The sequence below is a fragment of the Nocardioides luteus genome (genome assembly GCF_014648595.1).
Classification (GTDB): domain Bacteria; phylum Actinomycetota; class Actinomycetes; order Propionibacteriales; family Nocardioidaceae; genus Nocardioides; species Nocardioides luteus.
The window spans coordinates 140,226-163,192 of the sequence record NZ_BMRK01000009.1 but is presented as its reverse complement, the minus strand read 5'-3'; the positions used below and the strand labels follow the sequence as shown (position 1 = coordinate 163,192).

21 protein-coding genes are annotated in these 22,967 nt (G+C 69.0%); 13 read left to right on the top strand and 8 right to left on the bottom strand.

Annotated features, from left to right (window positions below; translation table 11 throughout):
* The first annotated feature begins 297 nt into the window (after positions 1-297).
* The 4 genes from clpB (at position 298) to IEY81_RS13340 (ending at position 5,669) form a co-directional block, all read left to right on the top strand.
* Entirely contained in the window at positions 298-2,880 is a 2,583-nt protein-coding gene (clpB, locus tag IEY81_RS13355) for an ATP-dependent chaperone ClpB (protein WP_189118964.1), read from the top strand.
* 189 nt (positions 2,881-3,069) lie between these two features.
* Positions 3,070-3,702 (top strand): chloramphenicol phosphotransferase CPT family protein, encoded by a 633-nt coding sequence (locus IEY81_RS13350; RefSeq protein WP_189118963.1) that lies wholly within the window; start codon positions 3,070-3,072, stop codon positions 3,700-3,702.
* A gap of 90 nt (positions 3,703-3,792) precedes the next feature.
* The gene (locus IEY81_RS13345; protein WP_189118962.1) at positions 3,793-4,881 is read left to right on the top strand and encodes a hypothetical protein; all 1,089 of its coding nucleotides are present in this window, start codon (positions 3,793-3,795) and stop codon (positions 4,879-4,881) included.
* A gap of 41 nt (positions 4,882-4,922) precedes the next feature.
* A complete protein-coding gene (locus IEY81_RS13340; RefSeq protein WP_189118961.1) occupies positions 4,923-5,669 on the top strand; it encodes a hypothetical protein in 747 nt (248 codons plus the stop codon).
* Here the strand turns inward: IEY81_RS13340 and IEY81_RS13335 are convergent.
* A complete protein-coding gene (locus tag IEY81_RS13335) occupies positions 5,666-6,340 on the bottom strand; it encodes a DedA family protein (RefSeq protein WP_189118960.1) in 675 nt (224 codons plus the stop codon). The genes IEY81_RS13340 and IEY81_RS13335 overlap by 4 nt on opposite strands.
* Positions 6,341-6,410: 70 nt before the next feature.
* Positions 6,411-6,947, bottom strand: a complete 537-nt coding sequence (pyrE, locus tag IEY81_RS13330) for an orotate phosphoribosyltransferase (protein WP_189118959.1) — start codon at positions 6,945-6,947, stop codon at positions 6,411-6,413.
* 19 nt (positions 6,948-6,966) lie between these two features.
* Here pyrE and IEY81_RS13325 point away from each other — a divergent pair, with 19 nt between their 5' ends.
* Positions 6,967-8,157, top strand: a complete 1,191-nt coding sequence (locus IEY81_RS13325; protein WP_229787826.1) for an aminotransferase class I/II-fold pyridoxal phosphate-dependent enzyme — start codon at positions 6,967-6,969, stop codon at positions 8,155-8,157.
* Between the two features lie 4 nt (positions 8,158-8,161).
* Here IEY81_RS13325 and IEY81_RS13320 read toward each other — a convergent pair whose 3' ends face one another.
* A complete protein-coding gene (locus IEY81_RS13320) occupies positions 8,162-8,920 on the bottom strand; it encodes a DedA family protein (RefSeq protein ID WP_229787824.1) in 759 nt (252 codons plus the stop codon).
* Between the two features lie 86 nt (positions 8,921-9,006).
* Between IEY81_RS13320 and IEY81_RS13315 the strand changes: the two genes are divergently transcribed.
* Positions 9,007-9,696 (top strand): TrmH family RNA methyltransferase, encoded by a 690-nt coding sequence (locus IEY81_RS13315; RefSeq protein WP_189118957.1) that lies wholly within the window; start codon positions 9,007-9,009, stop codon positions 9,694-9,696.
* Between the two features lie 71 nt (positions 9,697-9,767).
* Here IEY81_RS13315 and IEY81_RS13310 read toward each other — a convergent pair whose 3' ends face one another.
* From IEY81_RS13310 to IEY81_RS13295, 4 genes are all read right to left on the bottom strand, one after another.
* Positions 9,768-10,544, bottom strand: coding sequence for a septum formation family protein (locus IEY81_RS13310; RefSeq protein ID WP_189118956.1), 777 nt, complete (start codon positions 10,542-10,544; stop codon positions 9,768-9,770).
* A 207-nt stretch (positions 10,545-10,751) separates the two neighbouring features.
* Positions 10,752-11,315 (bottom strand): dihydrofolate reductase family protein, encoded by a 564-nt coding sequence (locus tag IEY81_RS13305; protein ID WP_189118955.1) that lies wholly within the window; start codon positions 11,313-11,315, stop codon positions 10,752-10,754.
* Positions 11,316-11,368: 53 nt separating this feature from the next.
* Positions 11,369-11,869, bottom strand: coding sequence for a SigE family RNA polymerase sigma factor (locus IEY81_RS13300; RefSeq protein ID WP_189118954.1), 501 nt, complete (start codon positions 11,867-11,869; stop codon positions 11,369-11,371).
* A complete protein-coding gene (locus tag IEY81_RS13295) occupies positions 11,866-13,005 on the bottom strand; it encodes a hypothetical protein (protein WP_189118953.1) in 1,140 nt (379 codons plus the stop codon). Before IEY81_RS13295 ends, IEY81_RS13300 begins: the two co-directional genes overlap by 4 nt.
* Before the next feature lie 161 nt (positions 13,006-13,166).
* On the opposite strand from IEY81_RS13295, the gene fbaA reads away from it, so the two are divergent.
* From fbaA to IEY81_RS13275, 4 genes are all read left to right on the top strand, one after another.
* The gene (gene fbaA / locus IEY81_RS13290) at positions 13,167-14,189 is read left to right on the top strand and encodes a class II fructose-bisphosphate aldolase (RefSeq protein WP_189118952.1); all 1,023 of its coding nucleotides are present in this window, start codon (positions 13,167-13,169) and stop codon (positions 14,187-14,189) included.
* 190 nt (positions 14,190-14,379) lie between these two features.
* Positions 14,380-16,170 carry a fibronectin type III domain-containing protein gene (locus IEY81_RS13285; RefSeq protein WP_189118951.1) on the top strand — a complete coding sequence of 597 codons (1,791 nt, stop codon included), beginning with the start codon at positions 14,380-14,382 and terminating at the stop codon, positions 16,168-16,170.
* Positions 16,171-16,795: 625 nt separating this feature from the next.
* Positions 16,796-17,518: a FadR/GntR family transcriptional regulator gene (locus IEY81_RS13280; protein WP_189118950.1), complete on the top strand. Its 723-nt coding sequence runs from the start codon at positions 16,796-16,798 to the stop codon at positions 17,516-17,518.
* Positions 17,515-18,174, top strand: a complete 660-nt coding sequence (locus tag IEY81_RS13275) for a cache domain-containing protein (protein ID WP_189118949.1) — start codon at positions 17,515-17,517, stop codon at positions 18,172-18,174. The genes IEY81_RS13280 and IEY81_RS13275 overlap by 4 nt, the downstream gene beginning before the upstream one ends.
* On the opposite strand, the gene IEY81_RS13270 is transcribed toward IEY81_RS13275, so the two are convergent.
* Positions 18,171-19,673 carry a DHA2 family efflux MFS transporter permease subunit gene (locus IEY81_RS13270; protein WP_189118948.1) on the bottom strand — a complete coding sequence of 501 codons (1,503 nt, stop codon included), beginning with the start codon at positions 19,671-19,673 and terminating at the stop codon, positions 18,171-18,173. The genes IEY81_RS13275 and IEY81_RS13270 overlap by 4 nt on opposite strands.
* An 87-nt stretch (positions 19,674-19,760) precedes the next feature.
* Here IEY81_RS13270 and IEY81_RS13265 point away from each other — a divergent pair, with 87 nt between their 5' ends.
* The 3 genes from IEY81_RS13265 (at position 19,761) to IEY81_RS13255 (ending at position 22,894) form a co-directional block, all read left to right on the top strand.
* A complete protein-coding gene (locus tag IEY81_RS13265) occupies positions 19,761-20,174 on the top strand; it encodes a DUF3151 domain-containing protein (protein ID WP_229787822.1) in 414 nt (137 codons plus the stop codon).
* A 111-nt stretch (positions 20,175-20,285) separates the two neighbouring features.
* Positions 20,286-21,755: a lysine--tRNA ligase gene (gene lysS, locus IEY81_RS13260; RefSeq protein WP_189118996.1), complete on the top strand. Its 1,470-nt coding sequence runs from the start codon at positions 20,286-20,288 to the stop codon at positions 21,753-21,755.
* A gap of 155 nt (positions 21,756-21,910) precedes the next feature.
* Positions 21,911-22,894 (top strand): response regulator transcription factor, encoded by a 984-nt coding sequence (locus IEY81_RS13255; RefSeq protein WP_189118947.1) that lies wholly within the window; start codon positions 21,911-21,913, stop codon positions 22,892-22,894.
* Positions 22,895-22,967 lie beyond the last annotated feature (73 nt).

Genomic DNA, 22,967 nt, shown 5'->3' with positions numbered 1-22,967 from the left:
CGAGTCGGCGCATCTGCCCCGCTGTAGGTCGCCGAGTCGGCGCGTCTGCCTCGTTGTGAGACGCCGAGTCGGCGCGTTTGCCCCAAATCCCTGAGTCTACGGGCGTTTTGTGAGGCAGTTGCGCCGACTGGGCGTCCGTACGTGGGGCAGATGCGCCGAGTCGGCGGATTGACAGCGACCGCCTAGACTTTTCAAAGTTGAGTGGAACAGACTCAACTTTGGTTGTGTTGAGATGGATGCGGGTGATGGGCACTCGCGACAGACTTGGGCGTTCACCCGGGAGGAGTGCAGACACTGATGAGCCAGTTTTCGGCAGACAAGTTCACCACCAGGGCTCGCGAGGCGATCGAGGCCGCGCAGCTCTCCGCCACGACGGCGGGCAACACCTCGACCGAGCCGGTCCATCTGCTCGGCGCGCTGCTGCAGGACGAGGGCACCGCGACCTCGATGGTCAGCAAGTCCGGGGTGGACGCCGACGAGCTGAGGCGTGCGGCCGAGGCCGAGCTCGCCGGGCTCCCGCGTGCCAGTGGGTCGACGGTGCAGCAGCCCGCGGCCTCGGGTGCGCTGACCCGCGTCCTGGCGGGGGCGATCACGCTGGCCACGTCGATGAAGGACGACTACGCCGCGACCGAGCACATGCTGATCTCGCTGGCCACGGTCGAGTCGTCGGCGCAGAAGGTGCTCAAGAAGGCCGGGCTCACCGAGAAGGGCCTTCGTGAGTCGCTCACGGCAGTACGCGGCAACCGCCGGGTGACCAGCCAGGACGCCGAGGACTCCTACGAGGCGCTGGAGAAGTACTCCCAGGACCTCACCGAGGCCGCCGAGCGCGGCAAGCTCGACCCGGTCATCGGCCGCGACTCCGAGATCCGCCGCGTCATCCAGGTCCTCAGCCGCCGCACCAAGAACAACCCGGTCCTCATCGGCGAGCCCGGCGTCGGCAAGACGGCCGTCGTCGAAGGCCTCGCGCAGCGGATCATCGCCGGCGACGTACCCGACTCCCTGAAGGGTCGCCGCGTCCTCTCGCTCGACCTGGCGGCGATGGTCGCCGGTGCGCAGTACCGCGGCCAGTTCGAGGAGCGCCTCAAGGCCGTCCTGGAGGAGATCAAGGCCGCCGAGGGGCAGGTCATCACCTTCATCGACGAGCTCCACACCGTCGTCGGCGCGGGTGCCGGTGGCGACTCCGCGATGGACGCCGGCAACATGCTCAAGCCGATGCTCGCCCGAGGTGAGCTCCACATGATCGGCGCGACCACGCTCGACGAATACCGCGAGCGCATCGAGAAGGACCCCGCGCTGGAGCGCCGCTTCCAGCAGGTCTTCGTCGGTGAGCCGTCGGTCGAGGACACCGTCCAGATCCTGCGCGGCATCCAGGAGAAGTACGAGGCCCACCACGGTGTCCGCATCACCGATGCCGCGCTGGTGGCCGCGGCGTCCCTCTCCGACCGCTACATCACCGGCCGCCAGCTGCCCGACAAGGCGATCGACCTCATCGACGAGGCCGCCTCCCGGCTGCGGATGGAGATCGAGTCCTCCCCGGAGGAGATCGACCAGCTCCGCCGCAGCGTCGACCGGCTGAAGATGGAGGAGTTCGCGCTCTCCAAGGAGTCTGACGACGCCTCGCTCGAGCGCCACGCCGCGCTGCGCAAGGAGCTCGCCGACAAGGAGGAGGAGCTGCGCGCGCTGGAGGCTCGCTGGGAGCAGGAGAAGGCTTCGCTCGAGGGCGAAGGCGCCCTGCGCAAGCAGCTCGACGCGCTGCGCATCGAGGCCGAGCGGCTGCAGCGTGAAGGCTCGCTGGGAGAGGCCTCCGAGATCCTCTACGGCAAGATCCCGGCCCTCGAGGAGCAGATCGCCAAGGCAGCCGCCGTCGAGGACGAGGTCACCGACCGGCTGGTCGGCGAGGAGGTCGCGGCCCAGCAGATCGCCGAGGTGGTCGAGGCCTGGACCGGCATCCCGACCGGCAAGATGCTCCAGGGCGAGCAGGCGAAGCTGCTCGAGATGGAGAAGGAGATCGGTCGCCGGCTGATCGGGCAGAAGTCCGCGGTCACCGCGGTCGCCGACGCCGTACGCCGCTCCCGAGCGGGCATCGCCGACCCCAACCGCCCCACCGGCTCGTTCCTCTTCCTCGGGCCGACCGGCACCGGTAAGACCGAGCTCGCCAAGTCGCTGGCCGACTTCCTCTTCGACGACGAGCGCGCGATCGTACGCATCGACATGTCCGAGTACTCCGAGAAGCACTCGGTCGCCCGGCTCGTCGGAGCGCCTCCGGGCTACGTCGGTTACGACGAGGGCGGTCAGCTCACCGAGGCGGTGCGCCGCCGCCCCTACTCGGTGGTGCTGCTCGACGAGGTCGAGAAGGCCCACCCCGAGGTCTTCGACATCCTGCTGCAGGTGCTCGACGACGGCCGGCTCACCGACGGCCAGGGTCGCACGATCGACTTCCGCAACACCCTCCTCATCCTCACCTCCAACCTCGGCTCGAACTTCCTGGTCGACCCGGTCATGGAGGACCACGAGAAGCGGGAGTCGGTGATGGCGGTGGTTCGGGCGTCGTTCAAGCCCGAGTTCCTCAACCGCCTCGACGAGGTCGTCATGTTCGACGCCCTCTCGCTCGCCGACCTCACCAAGATCGTCGACATCCAGCTCGGCATGCTCGAGAAGCGCCTCGCCGCTCGTCGCATCTCGATCTCCGTCACCCCCGAGGCTCGGGAGTGGCTCGCCGAGACCGGCTACGACCCGGCGTACGGAGCCCGGCCCCTGCGCCGCCTCATCCAGTCCGCCATCGGCGACCCGCTCGCCCGGATGCTCATCGGCGGTGAGATCTCCGACGGTGGCGAGGTCATCGTCGACCGAGACGGCGACGGTCTCACCCTGAAGGGCTGACCCCACCCGCCGAGTCGGCACTTCTGACGGTCGAAACAGCACTTGTGGGCGACGAAACTCCAGTTTCGTCGCCCACAAGTGCATTCTTGGCGGGATGATCGAACCCCTGCGCGCGCCCTGCACGCCCTGGGCGAGGACCCGACAGACCATCTCGAGGTGCGCTGAACCGCCGGGCACTAGGCTCGCCGCGTGCCCACCGGACGGATCATCCTGCTCAACGGCGCGTCGAGCTCGGGCAAGAGCAGCGTCGGGCGCGAGCTGCTGCCGCTGCTGGAGGACCCGTGGTTCTTCGTGCCGGTCGACGAGATCAGCGGGATGCGGTCGACGGTGCACACGCGGGTGCTCGACGACACCGAGATCGCGGAGATGCTGCGGCGTACGCGACTCGGCTACCACCGCGCCGTCGCCGCGCTGGCCTCGGCCGGCAACGACGTGATCATGGACTACCCGCTCAGCGAGACCTGGCGCCTCGACGACCTGCTCGAGGTGCTCGACGGCTACGACGTCACCCTCGTCGATGTCTGGTGCGCACCCGACGAGCTCGAACGGCGTGAGACCGCCCGCGGCGACCGGCCGGCCGGGCTCGCCAGGTCTCAGACCCTCGTGTACGCCCACGGCGACCGCGACCTCCGGGTCGACACCACCACGGCCACCCCCGCCGCGTGCGCGAAGGAGATCGCCGCAGCGCTCCCCACGATCGTCGCGCCCAAGGCTTTCGACCGCCTTCGCGCAGACCGTGCCGAGGCGTCACCCCCGTCGGCCGAGGCGTCACGTACGTCGGCCGAGACGGCAGCCACCCGCCCACTCGACCAGCGCGAGTGACGCCTCGGGCGACCGGGGCGCCCTCTCGGCAGACCGGGGTGCGCCCTCGCCGCGAGCAGGGTTGGCCGGGATGAGAAAATGACTTCCAACATGTCTGAAACGAAGCTTCCCCGCCCCGGTCAGGCCACCCTCGCCGGGTGGCTCATCGTGCTCGGCTCCCTGCTCACCGTGGTGACGGCCTGGGACCAGATCGCCGGGCTGCGCAGCCTGGACACTCGGGAGCGGGTGGAGAAGGTGCTGGCCGAGCCGCCGCTGGCCGGTACGGGCATCGACCTCAACAGCATCCTCGACATCATGCACGTGATGGCGCTGGTCACCGGTGCGATGGCGGCCGCGGCGGTGATCCTCGGCTGGCACGTGCTGAAGCGCAGCAAGCAGGCCCGGCTCGCGCTCACGGTCATCGCGGCGCCGCTCTTCTTCACCGGGATGTTCGCCGGAGGCTTCTGGTCGACGATGGCGGCTGTCGCCGTCGTGCTCCTGTGGATGTCGCCCACGCGTGACTGGTTCGACGGGGTCGCGCCGGTCGAGCGGGAGGCCTCGGCAGCCTCGACCACCGGGACGCGGGAGGTCTCGACAGGCTCGACCACCGGGGAGCGGGAGGTCTCGACAGGCTCGACCACCGGTCCTACAGAGGTGTCGTCCGGGGTCCGGCTCTCCGAGCGCCAGCCGCCGCCGTGGAGCGGCCCGGTGGCCCAGCAGACCGCCGCAGCGCCGACGCGCCGCCCGGGTGCGGTGATGGCCGCGGCCGCGCTGACCTGGATCGGCTCCGGGTTCACCGCGCTGATGATGCTCGCCTCGGCGGTGACCGCGACGGCCAACCCCGACCTGATCCTCGAGCAGGTGCGCAAGCAGGCGGAGAGCGACCCGGCGATGCGCGAGGTCGCGCAGCTCTACACCACCGACGTCATCGTCGCCTCGGCCTGGGTGATGGCCGTCCTGGTGACCCTGGTCTGCATCGCCGCGGGAGTCTTCGCGGCCCTCGCGCTGCGCCGCCACTCCTGGGCCCGGGTCGCGCTGATGATCTCCGCCGGTGTCTCGGGGCTCACCCTGCTCCTCTTCGCCCTCGCGTTCCCGCCGGCGGTGGTCCTCTTCGGTGCCGCGGTGGCGACCTTCTCGTTCCTGCTGCGTCCCGAGGTCAACGCGTGGTTCCGCGGCCGAAGCGAAGGGTCGAGGGCTTAAAGCCGCGCCGGTGACCCCACCGGCCGGATAGGCTCCGCCGCATGTCAGATCAGTACGGCTCCTTCGACAACCCCTACGGCGGCAAGCCGCCGTTCCAGGGGCAGGAGCCGCCGCCCCCGACGCCGTACGCCTCGCCGCAGCAGCCCACACCCCAGCAGCCGGCACCCCAGCAGCCGGCGCAGCCCCAGGGGTGGGGCCAGCAGCCCCAGGGCTACGGCCAGGTGCCGCCCGCGTACGGCCAGGTGCCCCCGGCCTACGGTCAGTACGCGATGGGGCAGCAGCCTCCGGCGTACCGTCCCTACTACCCGCCGCCCGACCCCGACGCGCGCCCGGGAACGGTCACCGCGGCCTCGGTGATGACGATCGTCGGCTCGGTGACCGCGCTGCTGATCACGCTGTTCATGGTGCCGGCGGGAATCTCCGACTACAACGACCCGACGTCCTCGGACAAGGACGTCACGCTGGTGATGGTGATCTGGTTCATCGTCTGCGGCGTGCTGAGCCTGATCTCGACCGTGCTGGGGATCTGGGTGCTCTTCCGCTCCAGACCCGCCCGCATCCTGCTCACCGTCGTCGGCTCGCTGGCCGCGCTGCTCTCGCTCATCACGATCGTCTACCCGGCGCTGATCATCGCCGCGCTGGTGATGTTGTACGCAGGCAGAGCAGGTCACTGGTTCGCCCACCGGACCCCCGGCGACCCCCTGCAGCCCCAGTCGGTCCCGGGCGCCCCGCCCGTGGGGCCGACGCCGCCGGCGGGTCCGACCCCACCGACGCATCACCAGCTCTAGGAGACGTAGGTGTCGTCCTTGGCGCCGTTCTCGGTGCCGCGGACGAGCTTGTAGATTCGGAACCCGACCCAGGCCACGACCGCGATGACGACGACGGCGATGACGATGTTCTGGAAGCGACCGACGATCGGTTCGACCTTCTCCCAGTTGTCGCCGAGCTGGTAGCCGGCGACGACGAAGATGGTGTTCCAGACCGCGGAGCCGATGGTGGTCAGGAGCAGGAACTTCCAGATCGGCATCCGGGTGACCCCGGCCGGGACCGAGATCAGGGACCGGAAGATCGGGATGAAGCGGCCGAAGAAGACCGTCCAGGCGCCGTACTTCTCGAAGAAGGCTTCGGTCTTCTCCAGGTCGGAGGTCTTGACCAGGGGGAGCTTCTCGCCGACCCAGTAGACGCGCTCGCGGCCGATGAGGGCGCCGACGAGGTAGAGCGCCAGCGCACCCACGACCGATCCCAGCGTGGTCCAGATCAGCGCCTCGGCGATGGTGAAGCGTCCCTGGGCGGCGGTGAACCCGGCCAGCGGCAGGATGATCTCGGAGGGCAGGGGCGGGAAGAGGTTCTCCAGGGCGATGCCGAGTCCGGCGCCGACGGGGCCGAGCTTGTCCATCAGGTCGACCGCCCAGCCGGCGACGCCGGTGAGCTCCTCGGGCTGGGTGGCGGTGAGGATCATGAGGCTCTCTTCGAAGTGGTTCGGGGTGGGGCCGGGCGGCCGAAGCCTAGCGACCGAGGTCTTGGAGCCCCTAGGAGGCCGCGTTGACCGCGTCGAGGTCGGCCCGGGTCAGCACGGAGCGGATCTCCAGCGAGACGTCACGCAGGGACTCACCGGGCTCGGGCGACCGGTCGATCGCACACACGACAGTGTCCACGATCGCGCCAAGCGGCCGCAGCGCGTTGACCGCGTCACGCACGGCACCACCGGAGGTGATCACGTCCTCGATCAGCGTGACCTTCTTCCCGGAGAAGGACGGCCCCTCGGCGAGCTTGGCCGTGCCGTACTCCTTGGCCTTCTTCCGGATGAAGGTCGCCGGGATGCCGGTCTTGGCCGACACCATGGTCACGATCGGGATGCCGCCGAGCTCGAGACCGCCGAGCAGCTCGGTGTCCTCCGGCAGCAGCTCCACCATCCGCGCCGCCACCCGGTCCAGCAGAGCCGGGTCCGCCTCGAAGAGGTACTTGTCGAAGTAGGTGTCGCTGACCTGCCCCGAGCGGAGGGTGAACTCCCCGTGGAGGCGGCAGGTGGCGTCGATGTCGGCAGCGAGGGCAGCGTCGGTTGTCACGGTGAATAGCCTAAGTCCCATGAGTGAGCGCCAGCGAACGACCGTGACCGCGCGACGACTCGACGGCATCCCGCCGACGATCTTCTCCCAGATGTCCGCGCTGGCGGTCGCCACCGGCGCCGTCAACCTCGGCCAGGGCTTCCCCGACGTGGACGGTCCGGAGCGGATCATCGAGGAGGCCGTCTCCGCGCTGCACGACGGACGCAACCAGTACGCCCCGGGCCCCGGCATCCCGGCGCTGCGGGAGGCGGTCGCCGCCCATCAGCAGCGCCACTACGACCTCACCTTCGACCCCGCGCGCGAGGTGGCGGTGACCACCGGTGCCACCGAGGGGATCGCGACGGCGATCCTCGCCCTGGTCGACCCGGGCGACGAGGTGATCCTCGTCGAGCCCTACTACGACAGCTACCCGGCCATGGTGCAGTTCGCCGGCGGCGTACGTCGCCCGGTGACGCTCAGCCTGGACGCCTCGGCCGAGGGTGGCCGGCTCCCGCGCGAGGCCCTCGAGGCAGCCGCCTCGGAGAAGTCGAAGATGCTGCTGCTCAACTCCCCGCACAACCCGACCGGCACCGTGCTCACCCGCGAGGAGCTCGAGACCGTCGCCACCTTCGCGCGCGACCACGACCTCGTCGTCGTCTCGGACGAGGTCTACGAGCACCTGACGTTCGACGGCACCGATCACATCCCGATCGCCACGCTCCCCGGCATGCGCGAGCGCACCCTGACCCTGTCGAGCATCGGCAAGTCGTTCTCGTTCACCGGCTGGAAGGTCGGCTGGGCGACCGGCCCGGAACACCTCGTCCAGGCGCTGCTCGGCGCCAAGCAGTGGATGACGTTCACCTCGGGTGCGCCGCTGCAGCCGGCCGCTGCGTACGCCCTCGACCACCTCGACCGCTGGCCCAAAGAGCTCGCGCTCGACCTGCAGGAGCGGCGCGACCTCCTCTGCGACGGGCTGAAGCAGATCGGCCTGGACGTGACGATCCCGGAGGGCACCTACTTCGCGGTCTCCGACATCTCCGACCTGGGCTGGCGCGACGGGCTCGAGTTCTGCGAGGCGCTGCCCGACCGGGCCGGGGTCGTGGCGATCCCGCTGCAGGGCTTCTACGATTCCGACGCGGGCAAGCACCTGGTCCGGTGGACCTTCACCAAGCAGCGCGACGTGATCGAGGAGGCCCTCGACCGGCTCGCGCGCGGCACGCTGAAGAAGTAGCGCCTCAGCGGTCGGCGCCGCGCTCGAGGCGGTGGTCGGCCTCGTCGTCGGCCGGGGCGCGCGGTGCGACCGCAGAGTCGAGCGAGGGCCCGTCCGAGCCCGACGTGTCGCCGTCCGCCGCCAGCCGCGCAGCCGTACGCCGCCGGCGGAACCACTCCACCATCGCCGGCGCGAACGCGAGCGCGAAGAGCAGCAGGATCAGGTAGTCGATGTTGTCGGCCAGCCAGGGCCAGCGGGCCCCGACGAAGAAGCCGAACAGCGTGATCGTGAGCACCCAGAGCGCGCCGCCGACCAGGCTCCAGACGTAGAACTTGCGGCGGTCCATGTGGGTGACGCCGGCGACGACGGTGACGTAGGTGCGGATGAAGGCGATGAACCGGCCGATCACCAGCGCCTTGCTGCCGTGCTTGTCGAAGAACTCACGGGTCTGGTCGAGATGGCTCTGCTTGAGGAGCCGGCCGTTGCGTTGATAGAGGCGCGGCCCGATCTTGCGACCGATCTCGTAGCCCGTCACGTTGCCGGCGAACGCGGCCGCGAGGAAGAAGAGCATCGCGATCACGATCTCCAGCCCCGGCGGCCCGAAGAAGATGTCGATCTTGCCGGTCGCGATGAAGATCCCGAGGGCGATCAGCAGGCTGTCGCCGGGCAGGAACGGGAAGAAGAGCCCGCACTCGACGAAGATGATGACCAGGCTGATCCAGAAGAGCGGCTCGCCGAATGTCGCCAGGAGGAAGTCCGGACTCATCCACTCCAATCCGGCCATCATCGGAGCAAAGCTCCCCACACCTGTCACGGCCACTACGGTACCCATAGGTAACAACTCTTGTTGTCGAATAATGTGACTCGGCGATGAACGAGACACCACCGTCCGAGGACGAGCCCAGAGCGCCGTACGACCCGATGCCCCATGGGCAGCCGGAGGTCGGTGTCGGCCCGTGGCAGGGGGAGTGGCCCGAGGGCGACCACTGGGACCCGGAGCTGCTCGCGAGGGGCGACCGCCGCAACGTGGTCGACCGCTACCGCTACTGGAGCCTCGAGGCGATCGTCGCCGACCTCGACACGCGCCGCCACGACTTCCACGTCGCGATCGAGAACTGGCAGCACGACTTCAACATCGGGACGATCGTGCGCACCGCCAACGCCTTCCTCGCCGCCGAGGTCCACATCGTCGGCAACCGCCGCTGGAACCGGCGCGGAGCGATGGTCACCGACCGCTACCAGCACGTCCATCACCACCCGGACGTGCCGGCTCTCGCCGCGTACCTCCATGAACGAGACGTACGCCTCCTCGGCATCGACAATCTGCCAGGCTCGCTCCACCTGGAGACGATGGAGCTGCCGCGGTCGGTCTGCTTCCTCTTCGGGCAGGAGGGCCCCGGTCTCTCCGAGCAGGCCCGGGCGAGTGTCGACGGCACCTTCTCGATCGCGCAGTTCGGCTCGACCCGGTCGATCAACGCCTCCGCCGCTGCGGCCATCGCGATGCACTCCTGGGTGGTCCAGCACGCCGACCTCTCCGGCGAGGAGACCTGGCGCGGCTGACGGGCGCGCGTGAAAAGCAACGGCCCCCCGGGCGAAACCCGGGGGACCGAAAGCGGCGAGCGATCAGCGGGTCACTTGCTGGTCTTCGCGAAGCAGACGACCCAGTGGTCGCCGGTCTGCCACTCGTACTTGCTCGGGGCCACGAAGGCTCGCGTCCGGCTCGGGCACTTCTTGGCGACCGCGCGCTGGAACGACGCCATCGAGGGATAGGCCGTGCCCGACTTCTTGACCGCGGAGATCGACTTGTAGCTGTGCGAGCTCAGGCAGGAGTACGGCCCGAGGAGCTTCCCGCTCAGGCAGCCGCGCGTGCGCTGGGTCAGCGCGACGCCCTCGAGGAACTTCGACCGGTTGGTCGGCAGGTTCTTCAGCGAGCCCTTGCCCGGCAGCACGACGTCGCAGCGGAACCAGCGCTGACCGGCCTTGAACTGCGCGGCGTTCGGCACGTAGAAGGCGGTGGTGTACGCCGACTGGTTGCGCTTGGCGTACGTGCTGCCCAGCTTCGCCTTCAGCGCGCGGATGCACGTCTTGGAGATGTGCTCCGCGCTGGCCGGCCTCAGGATGGAGGCCTCGGTGCGGGTCGTGCCCGAGAGGAGCTTGCCCACCGCGATCGTCTTGGCGGTGTGGGCCTTGCCGCAGGAGACCTTCTTGCCGGTCTGCGACATGGCCTGGTAGGCCTGCCAGCCGTAGTTGTAGCAGGTGCCCACCTTGGGCTTCGACGCAACGGCCGCCCCGGCGGGGGCGGGGGTGAGGCCGATGAGGGAGAAGACGCCGACGATGAGCCCCAGGACGAGGGGGAGCATCATCGGCTTCTGCGCAGGCGCGACGGCGCCGGCACGAAGACGAGTCATTGATCGTGCTTTCGATTCAGTCGGATGTGGCCGCTGAATCTTCCCAGCGGTATGCCCATCGGGGCATAGTCAATTCGGGTGGTTGTAATCGAGTTACGCCCCGCTGGCCAGCGCCCCTTGCCCGACCCGCTAACGTTTACTTTGGGTCGCCCGGATGTGCTCCTTCAACAGGAGTGTGGCCTCGGGGCCGGGCGGCAGCGGGGGTCCTCAGGCCCGGTCCACCTGATAGCGGATCTTCACCTGCTCGCCGGACCGCATCACGTCCAGAACCCGCATCCGCTCGCTGGTGATCCGGCGGGGGAGCAGCGGCGCTCCGGCCCCCAGCGTGACCGGGCAGATCCCGACCACGACCTCGTCGAGCAGCCGGGCGTCGTCGAACTGGCCGACCAGGTCCCCGCCGCCCACGATCCAGATCCCGCCGTCGACGGTGGCCGCGACCTCGTCGTACACCGGTCGCACGTCGCCCTGCACGAAGTGCACCTCCGTCCCCTGGATCGCCGGCAGGTCGGTCGCATGGGTGAACACCCACGCCGGCCGGTCCTCGTAGAACTGCTGCCACTGCTCCGGTCCAGTGAGCATCTCCGGGTGATGGTCGATCATCCAGCGGTACGTCGTGGCGCCGATCACCAGCGCCGCCGACTCCGCCATCAGCCGCTCCCAGGACGTCTCGTCGTCGCCGTGGGGCGTCTCGTAGAGCCACTCCAGCCCGTTGTTCTCGTCGGCGATGTAGCCGTCCAGCGATGTCGCGGTGAAGTAGGTGACCTTGGGCATGCTCCTGAGGCTAGGACGCTCAGGAGCATGCCCGCCCGACCGTTCTTGCTCGATCAGGCTCGGGACGCGTCCCCCGACTCCATACGGGTACGCAGCGCCGCGAGGCCGCGCGAGGAGTGGCTCTTCACGGTGCCCTCGCCGATGCGGAGCTCCCGCGCCGTCTCGGCGACCGACAGCTGCAGCCAGTGGCGCAGCACGACCACCTTCCGCTGCATCTCGGGCAGCGCCTGCAGGGCCTCGAAGAGCTCCGACCGGTCCTCGACCTGCTCGGTCTGCGCAGCCGGGCCCGCCCGTTCCGGCAGGTCGCCCGAGCGCTCCCGCTTCCACCACGGCCGCCGGGTCTGGTCGATGTGCGCCCGGACCAGGATCGTCCGGACGTACGCCTCCTCCGATCCCGGCGTCACCCGCCGCCACGAGGCGTACAGCTTGACCAGCGCGGTCTGCACCAGGTCGTCGGCCCGGTGCCAGTCACCGCACAGCGCGTACGCCACCCGCACCAGGTGCGGTCGCCGAGCGGCGACGAACGCGGTGAAGGTCTCGTCGTGCGCGCTCATCGCCACAGCCCCTGTCCCGGGGAGCTGCTCTGGTTTAGCGCAGCGGCGAACTCCGCGAGGGTGAGCGGCCGGCGGTCCTCGGCGCGCGGAGCAGGGACGACGGAGTACGCAACGGCCATCGTGACGCCGTCACGCTCGCGGGCCAGGACGTAGCGCTCCTGCTCTCCGACCTGGATGCGAGCGACCGCGGTCCGTGACGCCCGCTCGGAGAAGGCGGGGTCGGCAATGTCCGGCTCAGCCGCCTGCTCGAGGATCGCGACGTTCTCCTCGGCAGGGACTAGCTCCGAGCCGGAGCCGAACTCGACCGTGGTGGTCGTCGTTCCGCTGAAGGGGGAGTGCTCGGGGCTGAGTTGCGGACGACTCTTCTTCTCGTAGTCCGACAGCCACTCCTCGAAGGTCTGGCCCGGGATCGCGTAGAGCTCGATGTCGGCCTCGGCCTCGGACATCCCGACTCGGGCGCCGCTGTGGACGAGCCAGCGTTGGGCGCCGTCGCGCTCGACGATCGCCGCAGCGGATTCCCACGGCGCGTCATAACCGAGCGGGTTGGAGATCTCTCGGACGACATCCCAGCCGCCGCTGCCGACCTCGAGCTCGCCGTTCTCCCAGATGGGCTCGAGCGGGTTCAGCATGAGGCCGTCGACCCAGGCTCGGAGATCTTCGGTCGAGGTGCGGGCGGCGTCGACGAAGGCGATGTCGTAGGGCGTGTCGAAGAAGGCGTAGATCGTCGTGGTGCCGTCCGTCGCAGCGACCGCCAGTCTGTTGCCGGACGTGAGCGGGCCGACCCGGTCGACCTCGGTCCAGCCCTCCTGGAAGGTGGTCTCGCCGGTGCCGAAGTCATAGGCGACCGGTGCCAGGTCGCTCAACGGGATGTCGACAGGTGGCGGCCATTCCTCCTCGGCCGTCTCTTCGCCGGCTGACTGGGACGCGATCGGCGGCGTCGGGGTGGCTCGCTCGCGCGCGGGGTCGACCACCATGCCGATGCCGACCACCGCGATCACCGCGGCGACCGTGCCGGCCACGACGGCGATCCGCCGGCGGCGTACGAGCCTCTTCCCGTCCGCCACGAGCGCGGCCGGGTCCGGTCCTGCGGGCGGGGGTTGGGGGATCGCCCGTTCGAGGGTTTCCTGCCAGTCCATGATGCCTCCAAGGTCAGTCTCACCTGTGGATACGGATCTCGTGGCAGATCGGTTGTCCTGCTTGATCGATCCAACTCCGAGCGTTGGTACCGGGCGGTAGAACGCCCATTACGCTGGCCACCAGCGCACCGGTCGACAACGGATCTCAAGGAGACCCCCAGATGCCCATCGCCACCCCCGAGAAGTACGCCGAGATGCTCGCGACCGCGAAGGAGAAGGGGTTCGCCTTCCCGGCGATCAACGTCTCCTCGTCGCAGACGCTCAACGCGGCGCTGGCCGGCTTCGCGGAGGCGGGCTCGGACGGCATCATCCAGATCTCCACAGGTGGCGCGGAATACCTCTCCGGCCCCACGGTCAAGAACATGGTGACCGGCTCGGTGGCCTTCGCGGCCTACGCGACCGAGGTCGCCAAGTCCTACGACGTCAACATCGCGCTGCACACCGACCACTGCCCCAAGGACAAGCTCGACGGCTTCGTACGTCCTCTGCTCGAGCTCTCCTCCGAGCGCGTCCAGCGCGGTGAGCTGCCGCTGTTCCAGAGCCACATGTGGGACGGCTCCGCGGTGCCGCTCGACGAGAACCTGCAGATCGCCGAGGAGCTGCTGGCGCTGGCCAAGTCGGCCCACATCCTGCTCGAGATCGAGGTCGGTGTCGTCGGTGGCGAGGAGGACGGCATCGTCGGCGCGATCGACGACAAGCTCTACTCGACCCCCGAGGACGCCATCGCCACCGCCGAGGCGCTCGGCACCGAGGGCTACCTGACCGCGCTCACCTTCGGCAACGTGCACGGTGTCTACAAGCCGGGCAACGTCAAGCTCCGTCCCTCGATCCTGCGCGACGCCCAGGACGCGGTCGTCGCCAAGCTGGGTCTGCCCGCCGGCTCCAAGCCGTTCGACCTCGTCTTCCACGGCGGCTCGGGCTCCAGCGCCGAGGAGATCGCCGAGGCGGTGTCCTACGGCGTGGTCAAGATGAACATCGACACCGACACCCAGTACGCCTACACCCGACCCGTCGCCGGCCACATGCTGGCCAACTACGACGGCGTACTCAAGGTCGACGGCGAGGTCGGAAACAAGAAGCAGTACGATCCTCGCGTCTGGGGCAAGCTCGCTGAAGCCGGAATGGCTGCTCGGGTGGTCGAGGGAGCCCAGCATCTCGGTTCTGCGGGCAACTCCATCGGCTGAGCAACACGCCGGGGATGGGCCAATGGTCCCGGTTCGGAAAACGTTGTGGCACACGGCATAGCAAACTCGGGCTTATGTCGTTGTGCCGGTCATTGGTAAAGCGATTCAATGCCCTGGCTGGACGGCGACCCTCGGGTAGTTGAGGTCGGACCGTCCCCTCGGCGTTGATCTTGGGAGGGACATCCTCGGTATGGAAACCACTGCGCGAAACCGCACAATCGGCGGGATCGTCATAGGCGCAATCATTCTGATTCTGCTGCTCGTCTTGTTCTCGTGCACCGTCAACGGTGACCCGCAGAGCTCGCCGGAGAAGAAGGATCCGACGACCGGGGAGTCCTCGCTCCCCAGCGATCCTGACACGCTGGAGCCCGAGGAGAAGCCGTCGGAGTCCGAGTCCGCTTCGGACGAGGCCGACCCGAACGACATCGTCCCGGCCGCCAACACCGGCGTGACCTTCATCCCTGCGGGCAACGTCCCCTCGGGCAGCACCCCGACCTGTGAGCTCGACCCGAGCGCCTGTGAGGACACTCGTCCTCCGGGTGCCGGTGTGGACGTGTGTGAGATCCGTCCGGATCTGACGATGTGCCAGGAGCCGGAGCCGACTCCGACGGACCCGCCGACGGACCCGGGTGAGGGTGACGGTGGCGACGAAGGCGAGGACGAGACCTGCTGGCTTCCGCTCATCTGCCCGCCTGGTGATGGCGATGGCGATGGCGGTGGCGACGACGATGGCGGCGACGACGAGGACAACACGTCTCCCAACCCCGTCATGGGCGATGTGAAGTGTGAGGTCCTCAGCCCGACCGAGATTCGTCTGTCTTGGCCGAAGGCGAAGGACGACAAGGACGAGGACGTTTCTTACACCATCGATGGTCGTCCGCGCATCGACCGGCAAGAGACCATGGGCCTCGGTGGCGTGTTCAAGGGGCTAACCCCTGGCACGGACTACGAGTTCGAGGTAAGGGCCACCGACAGGGATGGCAACAACTCCGATTGGTCTGAGGTTCAGTGCTCGACGAAGGACGACACCGAGAACCCGTCCGAGCCGGGGCAGTTGAAGATCGAGCACATCACGAGCACGACGGCTGACCTGTCGTGGAAGTCGTCGACCGATGACTCTGGCGTTGACCACTACGAGATCAATTGGATGCCGGAAGACGGTGGTCGAGGTGGATCCGACGAGACCGACGGAACGGACCTCTACATCGAAGGCCTCGATCCTGAGACGACCTACATCTTCAACGTCGTTGCTGTAGACATCGTCGACAAGTCGTCGAGCATCGCCTCTATCAAGGGCACCACGCTCGTTGAAGACACTGAGGCGCCGAAGGTTCCGTCAAACGTCAAGATCGAGCGCATCGACAACGACACGGTCCGTGTGTCTTGGGGTGCCAGCACTGACAACCAGTCGCGCGCATCGTCCATCAAGTACGACGTCACGGTCACTGGGGGGCTCCTCCCGGCGCGCGGTTCCGTGACAGGCGAGACGAGCGTCAATGTCGATTACCTCGCACTGTTGGCGGGCGACATCACCGCTGCGGTAACCGCGACTGACGAGGCAGGCAACACCTCGGAGGCCGGAACGGGTCAGGAGACTGAGACTGAGCCTGCGGAGCGGCAGCGTCCCACGATTCGTTCGAGCACTCCGGGCAAGGACAGGTCCGACGCTCCGGCCGACGAGCCGAGCTCGACGGAGCCGTCCGAGGAGCCCTCGGAGGAGCCGTCCGAGGAGAAGTCGCCGCTGCTCCCGGGTCTGGACAAGGTTCTGCCGGGTGGCGACGAGAAGCAGTCCGAGGCCCCGGTTGAGGAGAAGTCCGAGGAGCCTGTCGAGGAGGCGGAGCCGACCAAGTCGGAGAGCCCCGCTGAGAAGGCCACCGAGGACGCCGCCGAGGAGGAGGAGACTCCTGCCGAGGAGGACGACCGCAACCTGCTCGAGAAGATCGGTGACTCGCTGACCAGCGCCGTCGCTGCGGTGTTCTGACCGATCACACGCTGAAAGACAGGGCGGGAAGAGTCGAGAGGCTCTTCCCGCCCTGTTGCGTACTGGAACGGTTGCGCTCGGCGCGGCCGGACGCTCGCCCGAGGTACTTCGCTACGCACCACCCCTCGGCTGGCCGGGCCGTTCACCGAGTTACCTCGGCGAGCGCGCACTTCCTTCGTGGAGTTCGCCGAGGGAGGTGACTGTTCACCGAGGTACCTCGGTCAGCATCCGCCTCGGCCGCCCCGCCCCGGCCGTTCACCGAGTTACGTCGGTGCGCATGCACTTCCTTGGTGGAGTTCGCCGAGGGAGGTGACTGTTCACCGAGGTACCTCGGTGAGCGGGCGGGCCTCGACGGGCTCGACCACCGGGACGGGAAGGCTCGGGCGAACCGCAAAACCAAGGAGTCGGATGCCCAGCGCCCCCCACAAGCCCTGGACATCCGACGATCTTGGGCGACCGACTCAAGTTTGCTTCGGCCGTGCGCTCAGGTTAGGCATAGAAACGCCCGCGAATCCAGAAAGTTAAGGCGAAATTCATAAAAAACCGTGCCGATTCGAACAGAATCGAACACAACTGTCAGACGAAACATCTGGATCCATACATTAGAGTCTCGGATGTGCGCGTCATGACGTCACGAGCCCGTGCGGCCATCTTCGCCCCGATCGGCGACGAGGGCCGAGCGACACGCGTCGAGAACCGGCTGGCCGAGGCGATCCGCTCCGGAGTGCTCGCTCATGGCGAGCGGCTGCCGAGCGAGCCCGAGCTCGCCCAGATGCTCGGCGTCGCGACGGTGACGGCGCGGGAGGCACTGGTCGCGCTGCGCGCGAAAGGTCTGGTGGTGACGTCGCGTGGTCGCGGTGGCGGGTCGTTCGTCCGTGCTCCGAAGAGCGTAGACCTGGTCGAGGACCGGCTCGCGGCGATGTCGCGGATCGAGCTGCGCGACCGGGCGACCTTCTACCAGGTGGTGCTGGCCGGGTGCGCGGAGATCGCGGCGGAGCGTACCGACCCTGACGAGGTCGAGGACCTGCGTGACCTGCTGATCCCGCTCAACGTCAGCGACGTGGCGCGCTGGCGCAGCGCCGACAGCGAGCTCTACCTCTCGGTGGCCGCGCTGACGCAGTCGGCCCGGATGACCCGCGAGGTCGTCCGCCAGGAGGCCGACTTCGGTGCGCTGCTCCGGATCCCGCTCAACGAGCCGGGCTTCCGGGAGGCGACGGCGATCCGTCATCAGGAGCTTGTCGATGCCCTCGCTTCGGGGGATGCTGTCAGAGCACGCGAGAGCGTACGTGAGCACATCGCTCACTCCCTCGAACGCTTGGCCGAGATCCATGAGGCGGTGCGACGATGACCGAGACGATGACCCCGATCGACTGCGTGACCCAGGTCGAGCAGCATTTCGGGCCGATCGTGACCGAGCTCGAGCGCGTACGCAGCGAGGTGACCGCCCTCTTCGAAGCCGGCCAGGTCACCGCTGCCGCGCTGCGAGACCGGCTCGAGCCCGGGTCGCTGACGTTCCTGCGCAACCCCAACCTCGTCGGCGGCGGCTTCGTGGTCACCCCGGGCGTGCTCAGCGACCGCCGCCTCTACCTCGCCTGGTGGCAAGGGGAGGAGCGCGAGTTCCTCGGCGACGCCGATGCGCCGGCCACAGGAGAGGCGATCGACTACACCCGCCAGCCGTGGTACCGCACCCCCGAGCGCACCGGCGAGATGACCCTCGTCGGGCCGTACGTCGACTTCGTCTGCACCGACGAGTACGTCATGACCACGACGATGCCGGTCTACGCGGGCGGCCGCATGGTCGGCGTCGCCGGGGCGGACACCCTGATCGAGACGCTGGAGACGATGTTGCTGCCCGGGCTGCGCGAGGCGGGCGCGACGCTGGTCAACGGCGCCGGCAAGGCGGTCGTCTCCGCCGACCCGCAGCTGGCCACCGGTGACCCGCTGACCACCGCGCGCGACATGATCCCGTGCCGCGGGCTGCCGCTCTCGGTCGCGCTCTCCTAGACCGCCGGGCTCGCGGGAGCCGCCGGGCTCGCCGGCTTCGCCATGTGGCGCGGAGTCGTGAAGAAGAGCACCGCGACGAACCCGACCGCCAGCGCGACCGCCGGCAGCAGCATCACCTCGGACATCGACTCGGCGAACTTCGAGGCGACCGCCGGCGGGATGGCGGAACCGGTCGCGTTCTCGTGCCCGCCCGCCAGCGACCCGCCCAGCCCGTGGGCGTTGAGACGGAGGTCGATGAGCACGGCGACCGCGGCAGAGCCGATCACCGAGCCGACCAGCCGGGTGGCGTTGTAGACCCCGGAGCCGGCCCCGGCCACACGCATCGGCACGTTGCGGGTGGCGGTCGCGGCCAGCGGTGACCAGACCGCCGCCGAGCCGAGCCCGAAGACCGCCATCGGCAGCAGCAGCTGCCACAACGGGGAGTCGACGGTCATCGGCACCGAGAGCCAGAAGAGCGAGACGGAGCAGAGGAAGAACGCGGCGCCGGTGAGCAGGCGCGGGTGCATCCGGTCGGTCAGCCGGCCGACGAACGGCGCGGCGACGAAGGAGACCGCGGCCATCGGCACCAGCAGCAGCGAGGCCTCGAGAGCGGTGTAGCCGCGGACCAGCTGGGCGTAGAGCATCAGGGGGAAGCCCTGGGCGACGGCGGCGAAGCCCATCGTGGAGATCGCCAGGCTGGAGACGGAGAAGTTGCGGTCGGTGAAGATGTGCAGCGGCACCAGCGGCTCCTTGCGGTTGCGCGCCTGCCACCACACGAAGAGCCCCATGATCGCGACACCACCGATCACGAGGGCCCAGGTGAGAAGGTCCCACCCGCGCTGCTCGCCGTTCTGCAGGCCGAAGACGACGCAGAACATCCCGACGCCGCTGAGCACCACCCCGAGCCAGTCGAAGACGTGGGCATGGGTCTCCAGCCGGGGGACGAGGATCCAGTTGAGGACGATCGCGACGACGCCGATCGGCACGTTGACGAAGAAGATCCACTCCCAGCCGCCGGCGGCGACCAGCGCACCACCGGCCAGCGGCCCGACCAGCGTCGCGATGCCGGCGGTGGCGCCCCACAGCGCCATCGCCGAGCCGCGGCGCTCGGACGGGAAGATCCGGGTGATCGTCGCCATCGTCTGCGGCGTCATCATCGCCGCACCGAGCCCCTGCACGGCCCGAGCGGCCACCAGCGACTCGATGCTCCCGGCGAGCCCGCACCACAGCGAGGAGACCGTGAAGACGGCCAGACCGGCGAGGTAGACCCACTTCGGGCCGAACCGGTCACCGAGCCGGCCCATGATCAGCACCGGGATGGCGTAGGTCAGCATGTAGGCGCTGGTCACCCAGAGCACGGCGTTGGCGCTGGCGTCGAGCTCGGCCATGATGTCGGGCGTCGCGACGGTCACGATCGTCATGTCGACCAGCAGCATGAAGAAGCCGATGCACAGCGCGAACAGCGCCCGCCAGGGATGCTCGGTCGTGGCCGAGGTCGGGGCGCCGGTCGTCTGGGTCATGGTCACAGTCAACACCCGACCACCCACATTCCCGGGATCGCTCTGCCCGCCGAGGAGCTGTCGGTGACGACGGGCACAATGGTGGTCATGACGCACCAGGACCTGATGGCCGGCCCGCCGCCGACCCACCTCCCCGCCGACCCCGCGACCGACGAGCTGACCGCCGGCACCGATCCCGCCGAGGTCGTCCGCAACCACCCGGCCTCGCCCGCCGCCTGGGCCGCCCTCGCCACCGCCGCCAAGGAGTCCGGCGCCGAGGACGTGACCATCTACGCCTACGCCCGCGTCGGCTACCACCGCTCGCTCGACATGCTCCGCCGCAACGGCTGGAAGGGCCACGGCCCGGTGCCGTGGGAGCACGAGCCCAATCGCGGGTTCCTGACCAGCCTCGCCCTCCTCGCCGAGCAGGCCAAGGCGATCGGTGAGACCGAGGAGTGGGAGCGCTGCAGCGAGTTCCTCCGCGACAGCAGCCCGACGGCGTACGACACCCTTCTGGGGTGACTTACCGAATCGCGTAGGACCAGCGATTTCGCCTAGCCTTGCCCTGTGACTGAGCAGACCACCGACGCCGCTGTCCCGGGCCCCGACGAGCCCAGCTTCGACGAGCAGAGCATGGTGCGCCGCGAGAAGCGCGAGCGCCTGCTGGCCGAGGGCAAGAAGGCGTACGCCATCGAGGTCGGCCGCACCCACACGCTCGCCGAGGTGCGCGAGGCCTACGCGGACGAGCTCGAGGCCGGCGAGGAGACCCAGGACGTGGTCACCGTCGCCGGCCGGGTCATGTTCGTCCGCAACACCGGCAAGCTCGCCTTCGCGACGCTGCAGGAGGGCATCGGCACCCGCCTCCAGGTGATGCTCTCGCTCGCCGAGGTGGGCGAGGAGGCGCTGGCCGAGTGGAAGAGCCTGGTCGACCTCGGTGACCACGTCGCCGTCACCGGCCGGGTCATCTCCTCGCGTCGCGGCGAGCTGTCCATCATGGCCTCGAGCTGGCAGATGGCCTCCAAGGCGCTGCGCCCGCTGCCGGTGCTCCACAAGGACCTCTCCGAGGAGGCGCGCGTCCGCCAGCGCTACGCCGACCTGATCGTGCGCCAGGAGGCGCGCGACATGGTCCGCACCCGTGCGGCGATCACCCAGGCGGTGCGCCGCCGCCTGGAGGACGACGGCTACCTCGAGGTCGAGACGCCGGTCCTGCAGCTCATCCACGGCGGCGCCCACGCGCGTCCGTTCAACACCCACATGAACGCCTTCGACCAGCAGATGTCGCTGCGGATCGCGCTCGAGCTCAACCTCAAGAAGGCTGTCGTCGGCGGCGTCGACAAGGTCTACGAGATCGGCCGCATCTTCCGCAACGAGGGTGTCGACTCGACCCACAGCCCCGAGTTCACGATGGTCGAGGCCTACCAGGCCTACGGCGACCAGTTCACCATCGCCGAGATGCTCAAGGGCCTCTTCCTCGCCGCCGCCGACGCGGTCGGCTCGCGCCAGATCGAGGTGTCGACGGGCGAGACCGGCGAGACGCAGGTCATCGACCTCGACGGCGAGTGGACGTGGCTCCCGGTCTACCAGGGCGTCTCTGAAGCGGTCGGCGTCGAGGTCACCCCCGACACCGACCTGGACACGCTGCGGGCCATCGCCGACAAGCACGGCGTCGAGCTCGACCCGGCCTGGGAGGCCGGCAAGGTCGTCATGGAGCTGTGCGGCGAGCTGGTCGAGCCCCACCTGCTGCAGCCGACCTTCCTGTGCGACTTCCCGGCCATCGCCCAGCCGCTGGCCCGGCTCAATGACGACGAGCCGCGCCAGGTGCTCGCCTGGGACCTGATCATCGGCGGTGTCGAGCGCGGCACCGGCTTCACCGAGCTGATCGACCCGGTCGTGCAGCGCGAGATCCTCACTGCCCAGTCGCTGATGGCCGCCGGCGGCGACCCCGAGGCGATGCAGCTCGACGAGGACTTCCTGCGCGCGCTGGAGTACGGCGCCCCGCCGATGGGTGGCATGGGCTTCGGGCTCGACCGGATGATCATGCTCTTCACCGGCGCCGGGATCCGGGAGACGATCCTCTTCCCGCTGCTCAAGCCGGAGGCCTGAGGCGGCGGGGCGAGCCTGCTCGCTCCGCCGACCCGAAGGGATCGAGCGAGCCCCGCTACCGCGAGCGTGCGAGCGGTGGCGACGGGCGGGTCGAGATCCACGCTCGGAGTGACGCTGAGGCGAGCGGCGCTTCCTGAGCATCTAGAGTGCCAGGTATGGAGATCGGCCGGTCGCAGACGCTGATGACCGCGCTCGGGTTCGACCCGGGCTCGGCACAGCTCTACAGCCGCCTGCTTCCGCTCAACGGCTGGCCGTTGGTGGTCGTGGCGGCGACGCTCTCGACCTCCGAGGAGGAGCTGAGACAGGAGGCCGCGCCGCTGATCGAGAGCGGCGTCATCTGCGTCGGCGAGACGCTGACCGTGCTCAGCCCGCCCGCGGTGGTCGCCCACATGCTGGAGCGCGCCGCGACCAGGGCCCAGGACGCCCACGACCACCTGCTCAAGATCTCCCAGTCGGTGCCCTACGTCGCCGGCACCGCCGCCCGGATCCCAGGTCCGATCGGCGAGGAACACCCGATCGACGGCGAGGTGATCGCCACCGAGTTCACCCCCGAGACCTTCGAGCGGCTCGTCTCGGCGACCTCAGGGGAGATGATGTGGCTGCGCCCGTCGGTGACCGTGCACCCCTCGGAGATGCGGTTCATCTCGGTCATCGAGGCCACCATCAAGGCAGGCCGCCGCTGCCGCGGCATCTACCCGGCGACGGCGTGGAAGAACTCGCCCGACGTGCTGCGGATGCGCGCCGAGATCGGCGAGGAGATCCGCATCCTGCCGCGCGTCTCCACCCACCTGATGGTGGTCGGCAGCACCCATGCGATGTTCCCGGACCCGCTCGGTCCGGTCCAGCAGCCGATGGTCAACGTGCGCCAGCGCGGCATCGTCGAGGTCGTCACCAACTACTACGAGGAGCTCTGGCGACGGGCGATGCCGGTCGACGGTCTCGACGAGGAGCCGTCGGCCGAACGCCGCCTGCTGCTCGCCGAGCTGGCCAGCGGCGCCCAGGACGAGCAGATCGCCCGGCGGCTCGGGGTCTCGCTGCGTACGGTCCGTCGAAGGGTCGCCGAGCTGCTCGAGGAGCTCAACGCGACCTCCCGTTTCGAGGCCGGTGTGGAGGCCGCCCGGCGCCACTGGATCGACTGAGGATCACGTCCACCGGCGCGCTTCGTTGTGACCCGGAGGCGTACGTCTTGCTAGTGTGTTGTCGCAAGAGCCC

What these genes read in the sequence shown, in the direction of transcription:
- fbaA (WP_189118952.1), top strand. Translation starts at nt 13,167, where the DNA reads ATGCCCATCGCCACCCCCGAGAAGTACGCCGAGATGCTCGCGACCGCG.
- IEY81_RS13345 (WP_189118962.1), top strand. Translation starts at nt 3,793, where the DNA reads ATGTCTGAAACGAAGCTTCCCCGCCCCGGTCAGGCCACCCTCGCCGGG.
- IEY81_RS13285 (WP_189118951.1), top strand. Translation starts at nt 14,380, where the DNA reads ATGGAAACCACTGCGCGAAACCGCACAATCGGCGGGATCGTCATAGGC.
- IEY81_RS13270 (WP_189118948.1), bottom strand. Translation starts at nt 19,673, where the DNA reads ATGACCCAGACGACCGGCGCCCCGACCTCGGCCACGACCGAGCATCCC.
- IEY81_RS13315 (WP_189118957.1), top strand. Translation starts at nt 9,007, where the DNA reads ATGAACGAGACACCACCGTCCGAGGACGAGCCCAGAGCGCCGTACGAC.
- IEY81_RS13255 (WP_189118947.1), top strand. Translation starts at nt 21,911, where the DNA reads ATGGAGATCGGCCGGTCGCAGACGCTGATGACCGCGCTCGGGTTCGAC.
- IEY81_RS13295 (WP_189118953.1), bottom strand. Translation starts at nt 13,005, where the DNA reads ATGGACTGGCAGGAAACCCTCGAACGGGCGATCCCCCAACCCCCGCCC.
- clpB (WP_189118964.1), top strand. Translation starts at nt 298, where the DNA reads ATGAGCCAGTTTTCGGCAGACAAGTTCACCACCAGGGCTCGCGAGGCG.
- lysS (WP_189118996.1), top strand. Translation starts at nt 20,286, where the DNA reads ATGGTGCGCCGCGAGAAGCGCGAGCGCCTGCTGGCCGAGGGCAAGAAG.
- IEY81_RS13275 (WP_189118949.1), top strand. Translation starts at nt 17,515, where the DNA reads ATGACCGAGACGATGACCCCGATCGACTGCGTGACCCAGGTCGAGCAG.
- IEY81_RS13305 (WP_189118955.1), bottom strand. Translation starts at nt 11,315, where the DNA reads ATGCCCAAGGTCACCTACTTCACCGCGACATCGCTGGACGGCTACATC.
- IEY81_RS13320 (WP_229787824.1), bottom strand. Translation starts at nt 8,920, where the DNA reads ATGGCCGGATTGGAGTGGATGAGTCCGGACTTCCTCCTGGCGACATTC.
- IEY81_RS13265 (WP_229787822.1), top strand. Translation starts at nt 19,761, where the DNA reads ATGACGCACCAGGACCTGATGGCCGGCCCGCCGCCGACCCACCTCCCC.
- IEY81_RS13340 (WP_189118961.1), top strand. Translation starts at nt 4,923, where the DNA reads ATGTCAGATCAGTACGGCTCCTTCGACAACCCCTACGGCGGCAAGCCG.
- IEY81_RS13310 (WP_189118956.1), bottom strand. Translation starts at nt 10,544, where the DNA reads ATGACTCGTCTTCGTGCCGGCGCCGTCGCGCCTGCGCAGAAGCCGATG.
- IEY81_RS13335 (WP_189118960.1), bottom strand. Translation starts at nt 6,340, where the DNA reads ATGATCCTCACCGCCACCCAGCCCGAGGAGCTCACCGGCGTCGCCGGC.
- IEY81_RS13280 (WP_189118950.1), top strand. Translation starts at nt 16,796, where the DNA reads ATGACGTCACGAGCCCGTGCGGCCATCTTCGCCCCGATCGGCGACGAG.
- IEY81_RS13300 (WP_189118954.1), bottom strand. Translation starts at nt 11,869, where the DNA reads ATGAGCGCGCACGACGAGACCTTCACCGCGTTCGTCGCCGCTCGGCGA.
- IEY81_RS13325 (WP_229787826.1), top strand. Translation starts at nt 6,967, where the DNA reads ATGAGTGAGCGCCAGCGAACGACCGTGACCGCGCGACGACTCGACGGC.